10 protein-coding genes and 3 pseudogenes are annotated in these 12,835 nt (G+C 41.9%); 1 reads left to right on the top strand and 12 read right to left on the bottom strand.

From position 1 onward, the window contains the following. Positions 1–50: 50 nt before the first annotated feature. From H8Z79_RS14505 to H8Z79_RS14460, 10 genes and pseudogenes are all read right to left on the bottom strand, one after another. Positions 51–1,682 (bottom strand): glycoside hydrolase family 13 protein, encoded by a 1,632-nt coding sequence (locus H8Z79_RS14505; RefSeq protein ID WP_117943681.1) that lies wholly within the window; start codon positions 1,680–1,682, stop codon positions 51–53. Between the two features lie 76 nt (positions 1,683–1,758). Further along, a pseudogene (locus H8Z79_RS17500) lies at positions 1,759–2,433 on the bottom strand (AraC family transcriptional regulator). 8 nt (positions 2,434–2,441) lie between these two features. Then, the gene (locus H8Z79_RS14495; RefSeq protein WP_118040936.1) at positions 2,442–3,764 is read right to left on the bottom strand and encodes an MATE family efflux transporter; all 1,323 of its coding nucleotides are present in this window, start codon (positions 3,762–3,764) and stop codon (positions 2,442–2,444) included. A gap of 189 nt (positions 3,765–3,953) precedes the next feature. Beyond that, a pseudogene (locus H8Z79_RS17495) lies at positions 3,954–4,067 on the bottom strand (helix-turn-helix transcriptional regulator); the annotation flags it as partial. 149 nt (positions 4,068–4,216) lie between these two features. Beyond that, a pseudogene (locus H8Z79_RS17490) lies at positions 4,217–5,072 on the bottom strand (alpha-amylase family glycosyl hydrolase); the annotation flags it as partial. Then, positions 4,984–5,607: a uridine kinase family protein gene (locus H8Z79_RS14480; protein WP_118040938.1), complete on the bottom strand. Its 624-nt coding sequence runs from the start codon at positions 5,605–5,607 to the stop codon at positions 4,984–4,986. The gene H8Z79_RS14480 and the pseudogene H8Z79_RS17490, both read right to left, overlap by 89 nt. A 30-nt stretch (positions 5,608–5,637) precedes the next feature. Further along, positions 5,638–7,830, bottom strand: a complete 2,193-nt coding sequence (locus tag H8Z79_RS14475) for an alpha-galactosidase (protein ID WP_118040940.1) — start codon at positions 7,828–7,830, stop codon at positions 5,638–5,640. Between the two features lie 22 nt (positions 7,831–7,852). After that, the gene (locus H8Z79_RS14470) at positions 7,853–8,695 is read right to left on the bottom strand and encodes a carbohydrate ABC transporter permease (protein WP_072521425.1); all 843 of its coding nucleotides are present in this window, start codon (positions 8,693–8,695) and stop codon (positions 7,853–7,855) included. Further along, the gene (locus H8Z79_RS14465) at positions 8,692–9,567 is read right to left on the bottom strand and encodes a carbohydrate ABC transporter permease (RefSeq protein WP_072521426.1); all 876 of its coding nucleotides are present in this window, start codon (positions 9,565–9,567) and stop codon (positions 8,692–8,694) included. Before H8Z79_RS14465 ends, H8Z79_RS14470 begins: the two co-directional genes overlap by 4 nt. Continuing rightward, positions 9,564–10,865 (bottom strand): ABC transporter substrate-binding protein, encoded by a 1,302-nt coding sequence (locus H8Z79_RS14460; RefSeq protein WP_118040942.1) that lies wholly within the window; start codon positions 10,863–10,865, stop codon positions 9,564–9,566. The genes H8Z79_RS14465 and H8Z79_RS14460 overlap by 4 nt, the downstream gene beginning before the upstream one ends. 169 nt (positions 10,866–11,034) lie before the next feature. Between H8Z79_RS14460 and H8Z79_RS14455 the strand changes: the two genes are divergently transcribed. Beyond that, positions 11,035–11,877, top strand: a complete 843-nt coding sequence (locus tag H8Z79_RS14455) for an AraC family transcriptional regulator (RefSeq protein ID WP_117943635.1) — start codon at positions 11,035–11,037, stop codon at positions 11,875–11,877. A 250-nt stretch (positions 11,878–12,127) separates the two neighbouring features. On the opposite strand, the gene H8Z79_RS14450 is transcribed toward H8Z79_RS14455, so the two are convergent. Together H8Z79_RS14450 and H8Z79_RS14445 are read right to left on the bottom strand one after the other, a co-directional pair. Further along, entirely contained in the window at positions 12,128–12,343 is a 216-nt protein-coding gene (locus tag H8Z79_RS14450) for a hypothetical protein (RefSeq protein ID WP_330607605.1), read from the bottom strand. Between the two features lie 148 nt (positions 12,344–12,491). Beyond that, entirely contained in the window at positions 12,492–12,677 is a 186-nt protein-coding gene (locus H8Z79_RS14445) for a hypothetical protein (RefSeq protein WP_225877013.1), read from the bottom strand. Positions 12,678–12,835: the final 158 nt, after the last annotated feature.

Genomic DNA, 12,835 nt, shown 5'->3' with positions numbered 1-12,835 from the left:
CTATCACTTATGCTAGTAAATGAATTTTGATGCCAAAAAAGAAACTCAAACTATTTGCCAGTAAATGCAATTATCACCGCCTCATAAGGACGCAATATATTTCCTTCTCTGTCGTCCTCATAATTCCGGATCCAGACTTCCCCGGCTTTCCACTCATCAAGCAATGGGCAGCTAACTTCCTCATCCGTAAAGTTTGTACATACCAGCATCTTTGTATGCTCATCTGTTCTCGTATAGGCGAAAATTCTCTCATCTTCCGGCAGAAGAAGTTCAAATTTTCCATTCACGAATACTGGATTTTCTTTTCTTAAACGAATCAGCTTCTGATAATAGTAAAATACCGAATTTTCATCTTCCAGTGCCTCTTTGGCATTGATTCTGGTATAATTTGGATTCACGGCAAACCATGGTTCTCCTGTTGTGAATCCTCCGTTCTCATCCCCGCTCCACTGCATCGGAGTACGGGCATTATCACGGCTTCTTGCGTAGATAGACTGCATGATTTCTTCTGGCTGATATCCTTTTTCCAGACGCTCTTTGTACATATTCAATGTCTCAATATCTTCATATTCCTCAATGCTGTCAAACTGCACATTCGTCATTCCCAGCTCTTCTCCCTGGTAAATGTAAGGAGTTCCCTGCATTCCATGAAGCATTGTCGCCAGCATTGTTGCCGACTCTTTTCTGTATTTTCCGTCATTTCCCCAACGCGACACGATTCTAGGAAGATCATGGTTATTCATGAACAGACTGTTCCATCCTGTCTGATATAAAGTATTCTGCCACTTTGCAAGGCATTTTTTCAGCTTAACCAGATTCAATGGAATCGTATCCCATTTTTCTTTTCCTTCTTCCTGATCAAGCATAATGTGCTCAAACTGAAAAACCATAGAAAATTCACTGCCATCTGGATTACTATATTTCTTTGCAATTTCCGGTGTTGCTCCCCAGGCTTCTCCAACAGTGATCATATCCCCTTTCTGAAATGTTTCTCTGCTTAGTTCACGCAGAAATTCATGCAGCTTTGGTCCATTATTTGTGATCTTAAGATCTGGCTCTTTTGCAATCTGATCGATTACATCCAGACGAAATCCACCTGCTCCTTTTTCCATCCACCAGAGAATCATATCATAGAGCTCTCTTCTCACTTTCGGATTCTCCCAGTTCAGATCTGGCTGTTTCACTGAAAACTGATGAAAATAATACTGTCCCAGTTCTGGAACCCACTCCCATGCCGGTCCTCCGAACACAGAATTCATATCATTTGGGTAAATACCTTCTTCTCCGTCACGCCACACATAATAATCATGATACGGATTGTCTTTGCTTTTCTTTGCCTCCAAAAACCATCTGTGTTCATCTGAAGTATGATTCAGCACAAGATCCATCATAATTCGGATTCCGCGTTTCTTTGCCTCCGCAAATAACTGTTCCATATCTTCCATTGTTCCGAACATCGGCTCAATATCCTGATAATCTGAAATATCGTATCCATTGTCATCCTGTGGCGAACGATACACCGGTGAGAGCCAGATTGCATCTATTCCAAGTTTTTTCAAATAATCCAATCTGTTGATAATTCCTGGAATATCACCAATTCCATCTCCATCCGAATCTTGAAAGCTTTTCGGATAAATCTGATATACAACTGCATTTTTCCACCATTTATTCTTATTTCCCATACTCATTCTCGATATCTCTCCGGCAGATTTTCTGATTCTACCGGGATATCCTCTCCTTTCTAATCATATACCTGGCTTATTTTTTTCTATATTTTAACGGAGAAACTCCATATGTTTTTCTGAAGCTTCTGATAAAATAGCTTACATTCTGATATCCACTCTGCATTGCAATCTCTGTAACAGGAATATCCGTATCTTGTAACAGCTGTTTTGCATGCTCTAACCTTAAATGTGTTATATATTGCGAAAGGGTAATATGAAAATGTTCCTTAAAATATCGCGATATATATTTTTCCGAAAGATGAAACTGCTCACTAAATTCTTTTAATGATATCTTTTCCATAAAATTCTGCTGTATATATGAAATCATTTCTTTTTCTATCGTATTTCTCCCGCTTTTATCATTTTCGATTACAAAGCCCTTCTCCCACATTTCAAGAATAAACTGTAAAAGAATTATTTTTGTCTTTATCTGAGCAGTTATTTGGGGCTCAGTAATCCACTGTACCAGTCTGTGAACCCATGAAATGCAGATTACCCGGCGACACTACAAAAGCATCCCCGGGGGTTCCAACATAATTTTCTCCTGATATACTTACAGTCAAAAACCACTTTTTACATATATAATTTCCAGTTCATCATGCCAATGGACCGGTATCTGAAATGATCGTCCTTCATTTTTTATATGATATGTACTAAACGGATCATCCTTTGTACCATGTGGTTTATTTTCCTTTAATTCAAAGTACATAATCTCTCCTATACTTCTATAAGACCTTTACTTTTCCATTTTCCACTCTTCCATCTAAGTACCATTCCCACAGCTCTCGCACATTCGTCACCTGCCATAGCAATATATGATCCTACAGCCAGAAGTCCCATGTGTATTCCGAGAAAATAAGTTCCGCCAACTGCAAACAAATACATAAATATTGCACCTAATATAACCGGGAAAAGTGCGTCTCCACTCGTTTTTAATGCCTGACCATATACAAGGTTTGTTACCCTTCCAAGTTCAAGAAATATATCTACTATTAACAACTTTACCACAAGATTTATCATCTGTGTATCATCCGTAAATATATGCACGATAAAATGTCCGGCAAATGCAAAGGTCACGGAAAAGCATGTCGCTGTGATGATACCATATATCGCAGCTTTTCTCGTCCCCCTGTTACATTCCTCAAACTCTTTTGCTCCAATTCTCCAGCCGGTCATAATTGCATTTGCCTGAGCAAGGGCAGCTCCCACGCAATACGAGAAATTTGCAATCTGTATCGCATATGAACGCGCTGTAACATTCATTCCATCCACATCCATCTGATTCATAAAACGCACTATAAATGTCATTGCGATGTTGTAAAGTGCTGTTTCAAGCGCAGAAGGAAAACCAATCTTAACAATCTGTGCAAATATCTTTCTTGATGTAATTCGCTCAGGACTCTGCTTTGCTTTTATAAGTACAGCCCCCATGCCAGCTACAATAATAAGATTTACAACTCTCGAAATAACCGTGGCAACAGCAACTCCCATCACACCCCAGTTGAATGCAAATAAAAATACTGAATTAAGTATTATATTGAGAACATTTCCAACAACAGTTCCTATCAAAGAATGTTTTGTATATCCAAACACTCTCAAATAACTGGAGAAAATAGGAATCAGTGCATTTAAAAAACATGTGCCGCCAACAATTCTAAGATATATTTCAGCCGGCTCAAGCAAAGCCGGAGCAATACTTACGATTCTAAGTATCCCACCAGAAAAAGTAGCAAGAACGACAGACATTACGATACCTATCAATGCGTTGAATATAAGTCCAAGTTGCCTTGCCTGATATGCTATCCCCGGTCTTCCAGCTCCGATATTTTGTGACATAACGGCTATCATACCCGATGATATTACTCCAAACATAATAATAAAAACACCTATATATGTATTTGCTGTTCCCACTGCTCCTACAGCCTGATCACTTACAGATGATAGCATAAGCGTATCAACCATACCTGAAAGCATATAAAATAAAGTTTCTAAGCATATTGGCACAGATAGCTGTGTTAATGTTTTTCTTTCCGCTGCCATAGTTTTTCTCCTCACATACAATTCAAGAATACCATATCAATAATACGATATATTTCTATGTAATTCTTGTATAATATCATGTGAAAATTGCACTATTTCTACTTTATCTTAAAGAGCACTGGGTGCGAGCTATATGGAATAAAAGAAAAAGACTACATTTTATATTCTGTTCAATCCATTTAGTCGGCGTCATAACAATTGATTACTCATGCTTACAAGGATTTGCAAATCAGGATAACTTTTTCCGTTTTCCCAATTTGAAACAGTTTGCCTGGTAACATGAAATAATTTACCAAACTCCTCTTGTGTTAATTGATTGTCTTTATTCTTTTAACACCAGTTCTTTTTCTTATTTTCTATGCAGTTTTCCAGTCTTCTACACTAAGGATTGCTTCATGTTCGCGTCCACATGCATGGCAGTAGATACTCTCATATATATGTAATGTTGCAAATGCACTATAGTACATGGCATTTACCTGATAATACAGATTCTTTTGTCCATGTAAATTTTTGACCATGCCTCCGCGGGATACAATCCGGTCAATTAACGACTGGATCTCCTCTTTGGGAAGCAGTCCCTTTAAATCCAGAAGCGGGATGCCGTCGTGACAGCCGAGCATGTTGACCGTGGAGATCTTCTTTTCCACAATCTCCTTCGCCCATGCCGCAAGGTGCGTTCCCCGCCGGTTCTCAATCGCATCAATGACCAGTCCCGGCAGGAAAAAGTCATAGGTTGCATAGCCTTTTTCTGCAAGTGTCTCATATATTTTTTCATCATACGCTGCGTGGATCTCCGGCAAAAGCGTAAGTCCCAAAGGTTCTGCCAGCGCATGGATCTTCTGTAAAAGTTCCCACGTTTCCGGATCATTGAGAAAGTTTTTTCCCCGGTGTCTTCGGCGCATAGGCAAAAGCATCCAGCCGCACAATCGCCGCGCCGTAAGAGGCTATTTTTTCCAGTGTTTCACGATAAAACTCCCACACTTTTGGTGACTGGATGTTTACATCCATCTGTCTGAGATACTGTCTGCCATGCCCTTCCCAGAAATGGTTCCAATCGATGAAACAATCGCGGTATGCAGAAGCCTCCCCTTTTTCCACAAGATCCCGAAACTGTGGGGACTGTGCGGAAGCATGGTTTAAAATAAAATCGAGTTTCAGATTGATTCCCATATTCTTTAACTGGTCAAGGTCTTCCCGGTCGGCAAGCTGCTCATTCAGGTCATAGTCGATCACGGAAAATCCCCGGTCGAGATCGGAATGGTACAGGCTCGGCAGAATGTAAAAAGAAGAAAATACATCCTGCATTTTTGCGCTGCACTTCGAGTTTTTCCTGTTCCAGTTCCACCACACGGCAGATAAACGGACTTGCGGCATTCTCGTCGCGGTTTCTGCGGATGCGCCGCTCCTTTGTCTCCTCCGGGGAACTTTCCAGAAAGACGGATAGATCCACACCATGTAAATCGTCACTGCCTCCGTGCGTCCACTCCAGAAGCAATACAGATATTCCGGAAAAATCGGTTTCTTCCGATGAAATCTCGCCATCTTTCCGTTCCAAATGCCGCAACGTGATCGTATCTTTTCCCTCATGAAATGCCGCAAGCACTTCATTGATCCGGGCGAAATCAATCTCTTTCTTTGTTCCGAGATATCCTCGCAATCCGTCTTCCCCGGCTTCTTTATACACACGCAGCTGTTCTTCATCGTTGCGTTTTGGGATCCGGTGTGGATAATCATCGTCCGAGAGCAGGTAACAGCCCCTGCCGTCATTTAAAAAATACTGCTGCAATGCCGTGGCAAGTGTTGTTTTTCCGGAACCGGAGCCACCGTAAATGCTGATGACCATGCGATTTTTGGTATTCCTCTCACACCATTTCTATACTTTTTCGTATAATGCTCCAGCCTCTTTCAGCTCTGTAAAAACAAACTGATACGCCTCATATTCTCTGGTAAACGGCGGAAGCGGAATTCCCGCATGCATCAGTGCTGCACCGGAATACTGTCTACCGCTCTGTTCTTCCAGATACACGGCATCCGGTTTTAACCCACGCAGGCGGACATAAACGGCTGCCTGATTTGCCTCTACCCTAAGACGCACTGCGCTGACTAATGCATGATTCTGTTCCTCTGACACCGTCATCCATGCCGCAATTTCATCCATAAACGGATCGGACAGCCGCCAGTAGGTTCCCTCGTTAATGAGCGTTTCATACTTCTTGTATGTTTTAATCTGTTCCCGGATCTGCTGTTTTTCCTCATCGGATAAAAGCGCCGGGTTTAATTCGTAACCGAAGGTTCCAGCCATCGCCGTCACCCCTCGGGTGTGGAAACTTGTCACCCGTCCGGTCTGGTGGTTCGGCACCGCTGAAACGTGCGCCCCCATTACGGAAACCGGATAGAAAAACGACGTTCCGTACTGGATCCTTGTGCGGTTGATTGCATCGGTATTATCACTACACCAGATCTGTGGGGAATAATAAAGCATTCCTGCGTCAAATCTGCCGCCGCCACCGCTGCATCCCTCAAGCAGAAGATCCGGATACCGGCTGCACAGGCGCTCCATAAAATTATAAACACCAAGCACGTAATCATAGGAAAGATTTCCGGCATAGACATCTGCCATACTGCGGTTCATATCCCACTTGACATAATCAATTTTTCCCTGATCCAGCACGGCACAAATCTGATCAAATACACAGTCGCGCACTTCTTTTCTGGAAAAATCAAGCAGTAACTGGTTTCTCGAGCGCACCGGCTTTTTCCCCGGAATCTGAATTGCCCAGTCCGGATGTGCCCGGTAAAGGTCGCTGTCTTCATTGACCATCTCCGGCTCAATCCAAATGCCAAATTTCACCCCCTGATTATGCACACGGGTAATAAGCTCTGCCAGGCTTCCCCCCAGTTTCTTTTCATTGACCTGCCAATCCCCTAGGGAAGAATTATCATCGTTTCTTTTCCCAAACCAGCCGTCATCCATCACTACCATATCAATTCCAAGGGAAGCAGCTTCTTTTGCCAGATCCACGATCGTATCTCCCGTAAAATCGAAATATGCTGCCTCCCAGCTGTTGATCAGCACCGGGCGCTGCATATGGACATATTTGCTGCGGCACACATGGTTGCGGATGCAGTTATGATATTGCTGCGACAGTGCAGACAATCCGTCTGCCGAATAAGACAAAATGACTTCCGGTACCGTAAAGGTTTCTCCTTTCGCAAGCGGATAGGAAAACAGTTCTTCATTTAAACCGAGAAGCAGGCGCGTCTGGTTGAACTGATCTTTTTCTGCCTCACAGGAGAAATTTCCGCTGTATACAAACAGCATTCCATAGCAGATGCCTGCGGTCTCTGTTGTTCCTTTTTCTGCCAAAATCACTGCCGGATTATACTGATGGCTGGACGTTCCCCTGCGGCTGCCAAACGCAATGGTTCCATGCCCCAGCGACGTACGCTCCAGATTGCGCTCCATGGCATGCTTTCCATAAAACCGCAGGACATCAAAATCTCCCTGTACAAAATCCAGACAGGCTGCCGCTGCCTTTTCGATCGTAATCTGCCCAGTTCCCGTATTTTTAATCTGGACGCTCCTTGTAATGACATCGTTTTCTTCCAAAACACCATACAGCAGATGAACTTCAACCTGTGCGTTTTCGTCTGCAAGGACAATTTCCAGTGTCTGTGCTTCCTCTTTGTCTGCCCAGACAGCTGGAAGTCCCTGTAACTGGTACTTGCCGCTTCGGATCTCATAACTTTTAAAAAGCAGATCTGCGCTTTCCACCCCTTTTTCATTTTTGATATTCAGCGCAATATTGCGGTAATCCCCAGTTCCAATGGAAGGATACTCCTGTGGCAGCGCATCCAGCGAATAGGTGCGGTCCATGCCCGCTGCATAAGGATTTCCGGAAAATCCACGGTCTGCATAGGTTAAAACATAATCCATGGGGCTGTTTGTTTTATCTCCATAGTACAGATGCAGCAGATATCCCAGTGGATCGACCTGCATCTGATAAGTTGTATGCGCTGTATGCAGGGTAAAGATTTTTTTATTTGGATGATATATAATTGCCATAGAAGCCACCTCGTTTTATTTTTTATCCTTTAACTGCGCCGTTTGCCACACCATTCAAAATCTGTTTCTGACAGATCATATAAAAGATCATGATCGGGATCAGTGCCAGAATATAGGAGGCAAACGCCAGATTGTAATTGGTTCCAAACTGTGTCTGGAAGTTAAGCTGTGCAAGCGGCAGCGTATTCTGTCCGGTTCCGGACATGATCACAAGCGGTGTCATAACATCGTTCCATGTTCCAAGGGCTGTCAGAATCGCAACCGTCGCATGCATCGGTTTCATCATCGGGAATACCACTCTCCAGTAAGTCGTCCAGGTACTTGCCCCATCAATATCTGCTGCTTCTTCGAGTGCTTCCGGAATATTTTTTAAATATCCACTGTAAAGCAGGACATTCATTGGCATGTAAAATACCAGATACAACACGATGACACCGGCACGGTTTCCAAGTCCCATGTGTGCCGTCTGTTTTACCAGAGGCATCATTAAGATGGAAAATGGAACAAACATACCACTGACAATATACAGATAGATAAAACGGAAACTTTTTCTTCTTGCCATGCCCCGCCCGATCACATAGCCTGCAATCGAGTGGATCAGAATTGCCAGTACGATCGTTACCAGAGTGATCAGTAAACTGTTTCCAAGAGAACGCCAGAAATCGGTCACTTCCATTGCCTGACGGAAGTTTTCAAAACTCCATTGTTTCGGGAAAGAAAGTGCACCCGCCACATCGTTTGTCATCTCACTCGGTTTCTTAAATGCAATAATCACTGCCATATACAGTGGGAAAAATACAGTTAATGTCCCCAGAATCAGAACAATTGTAAGTACTAAGTTTGTTTTCTGCTTTTTTTTCATCATAACTGCTCCTCCTTCTTATTCATAACTGTCATCTGGAAAAGTGAAATCGCCACGATCACAATAAAGAATATAACTGCATTTGCACTCTGGAATCCAAACTGTCCGCCATCCATACCGTTTTTATATATCAGATAAGAAATGGATTCCGTGCTCTGTGCCGGACCTCCCTTGGTCAATGACATAATCTGATCGAATACCATGAGGAAATTCTTTGTGCTCAGCACCAGATTGATCGTTACAAACGGCATAACCAGTGGAAATGTTACTTTCCAGAACTGTTTCCATTTACTTGCTCCATCAAGCATACTCGCCTCGTAAACTTCCTCCGGGACGGTCTGCAGACCGGAAATATAAATAATGGTATTCATGGCAACTGCCTGCCATACACCAACAATCAGCACACCAATCCATGCGTATTTTTCACTTGCAAGAATACTGTTCTGTAAAAATCCAATATGGAACACATTTCCCACAGTTGGAAGAATGTAAGTAAAAATAAAACTAAAAATATAACCGATGACAAGTCCTCCTAAAATATTCGGCACAAAATAAATACCGCGCAGTGCACTTTTAAAACGGATTGCACTGTTTAATCCAACGGCCATGATCAGACTTAGCACATTTACCAGTATCGTTCCTGCCAGTGCATATTTAAACGTAAACAAATAGCTTTTTCCCACGCGGGAATCCGTAAACAGATCTGCATAGTTCCGGAACCCGACATAATCGTAAGTTCCGTATCCTTTATAATTGGTAAAACTATAAATCACACCTTTGATCATTGGAAGTGTATTGAATGCAAAAAATAAGATTACAACCGGTATGATAACCGCCCAGAATGTTTTGTCCCTGTTTGACATTTTCTTTTTCATTGTGCATCCTCCTGTTCTTTCTGATAATCCTGTACTTTCCGAATCAGATCCCGGTTATAGCGCTTCCAGTCGGAATCAAATTTTTTCAAAAACTTTTCCTGTGCATTATCGCTTGTATCCAGCAGGAACGTCTGGATCATGGCATCCACACTCATCTCACTCGGATAATGGTGATCCTGATAATCTGCCATGCGGTTGTTTTCAATGTAAGGACGCATATCCTTGAGTGTTTCCGGAATTGCAAAATCCCCGTCTTTGCAGGCAATTCCGCCCTGATCATCCAGATAAATCTGAATGGTCTCATCGTCATACAGATATTTTAAAACTTCATATGCAGCCTCTTTATTTTTGCATGCTTTCATTACGGAAAACTGCAGATCAATTCCTGAATTTAATACATTGTCTGATTCGTTATCATTTGCAGGAAATGTAAAAGAGCCGATATTCATGTCCGGGTTGACCGATTTAATCTGCGGAATTGCATAGCTTCCGATCGGATACATGGCAGCTTCCCCACGGGCAAATGCTGTACAGGCATCGTTATAACCGTATGCATACGGATTTTTTTCGGCGTAATCCAAAAGCGCACGCATCTTTTCTGCTACCGGTCCATACGTATCGGAAAATGTGGTATTTCCCATATTTACCTGATTGCAGGTGTCCGAATCGGTAAGTCCGACCGCCAGCGCATTCCACGGAGCCAGACAGGTCCAGGTATCTTTAAATCCCAGATACAGCGGAAGTGTTCCGCTCTGTTTTATTTCATCACACAGTGTGGTAAATTCCTGCCAGGTGGTCGGAACTTTCCAGCCATTTTCCTCAAACAGATCTTTGTTATATAAAATTCCTGCCGCGTTTGCCACATATGGAAGTGCATACGTGCCATCCTTTGGAATAAACTCCAGTTCCTTATCCATATCCAGATATGCCTGTTTTACGGTCTGGACTTCATCCAGATCGGAAATATCATCAAACAGATCTGCATCTAAAAAGTTGGAATAGTTGATGTCTCCTCCGATTGCGATGATATCCGGATAATCCTCCCGGATAAAACGTGTTTTTAAAATGGTCATTGCTTCATTTGGAGATGAAATCGTCAAATGAATGTCATCATGTGTTTCATTGAACCGCTTTTCAATTTTTTCAAATGCCTTAACTGCTTCTGGTTTGTAGGAAACCACTTCAATCTCCGTTTTTCCATCCGCCCTTTTTTCGCTTCCGCATCCAGCAAGTCCTGTCATACACATACCAAGTGCAAGCACAGCCGCAAGACCACGGAAAATATTCCTTTTTGCCATATTCCTCTCTCCTTTTCTTAAATATATCCGCTTGCCTTTTTGATAATCTAATTATAACATACCTTTATGCGTCCTTAAATACCCATATTTTTTTAATTTTATACCTAAATGCAATATTTTGTGCTATAATAGATACTAATATCGCATTTTGGTATATAAGGAGTGTTTTATGAGTAATACATTTTTTAATATTTTTCCAAATGAAAATTTTATTGATCTGTGCATGTATCAGTTTGGATACGAACAGTGTGATCCCGGTCATTCTTTCGGACCTGCAACACGCAACCACTACCTGTTTCACTACATTCTTTCCGGAACCGGAACACTCATGGCAGACAATTCCAAAGGAGAAACACGGACCTATTCTGTAAAAAGCGGACAGGGGTTTATGATTTTCCCGGGGCAGATCAATACTTACATTGCCGATGAACAGCTTCCATGGGAATATATGTGGATCGAATTTGACGGCTTACGTGTAAAAGAGGCTTTAAGTGTCACAGATTTGTGCAAAGACGCGCCCGTTTATCATTCCCATTCCAAAGAATTACGGGAAAAACTTGCCGATGAAATGCTTTATATCGTCAATCATCCGCAGGAATCCTCCTTCCATCTGATCGGGCATCTGTATCTGTTTTTGGATTATCTGCTACAGTCGGCAAAGTCAGCAACGCTGATCTCCAGTGGGCGCATGAGTGATTATTATATAAAAGAAGCGATCAATTATATGGAACAGAATTTTCAGAATAATATCTCGATCGAAGATATCGCTGCGGTATGTGGCATCAACCGGAGTTATTTCGGAAAAATCTTCCGCAACTCTATTGGCCGCTCTCCGCAGGAATTTCTTATGAACTACCGCATGGTAAAGGCTACCGAATTGTTAAAGCTGACATCCTTATCTATTGCGGACATCGGTTCCGCTGTCGGATACGAAAATCAGCTTCATTTTTCCCGTGCATTTAAAAATATTTATGGTGTCTCCCCACGGGAATGGAGAAATCAGAACAAGTAACAATAGATAAGATAGATATCATTCCTATCAGTCTTAATATCTCTCAGTATCATTACCTTGTCCATTGAACACTTCCATATCAGCAAAAAGGACATCCCCTGACCTGTAAAATCTACAGTTCTGGAATGTCCTTTTTACCCATACTTCACTATATTTTTAACACATGATGCTGTTTATCCACAACCTATATGATTCCAAAATGCCTAAACGCCTGCATAATTGCATCTTCCTTTTCTGGTGTACACTTAGGCTACCTTGCATTCTCTGATTTAGCTAGATTAAAGTTCTCACCGACATCCAATCCACACTTCTTCTTAATCTGTGCGATATACAGTGATGAAACCTTAAGTCCCGTCTGCTCCAGCACATATGCCTTTATCTGCTCATATGTCGCTTTTCCTTTAAATTCAGATAAATCCATATCCTCCAGAGAGAAGTCCACCTTCACTTTTCTGCTGTCGACCATTCTCCGTTCCACTTCGGTCCGCGCTGAACAAAGGTCCACCGGACCTTTAGCGCCCTTGGAAAGTAAGGCAACCGTCTCACAGAACATATTTTATCGCAAGGCTTTTAAAAGTGGAATAGATTTTACCAAACGACAGTTTTCAAAAAACTTATCTGTCAAAAATTAATTTCTCCCACGGTTCATATCCTGCCATGTAGCCGAATTCTTCCTCATTTCTGAATTCTTCAAGAAGTTTTTCTTTTACACCATCTAATATAGCTTCATCAATATCTCTGAACTTCCTATGCTTATATAAACCGGACTTTCTAAAATACTGTTTAGATTTATCATACATACAAAATGGAAGTTATCTATTTCTCCTCTTCATTAAGACCTAGTATATTGGATAATAAATAACTGCTATATTAAATTGAAGATGCTTCAGCTTCGCTGATTTCATCCATTTTATATTTCCAATGGTAAACTACTGGCTCGCGGTTAACTTCTTCAAAA

This window comes from Blautia intestinalis (assembly GCF_014297355.1).
GTDB classification, from domain to species: Bacteria; Bacillota; Clostridia; order Lachnospirales; family Lachnospiraceae; genus Blautia_A; species Blautia_A intestinalis.
Note: the sequence above shows the minus strand (reverse complement) of the source record. Positions and strands in the feature narration are given on the sequence as shown.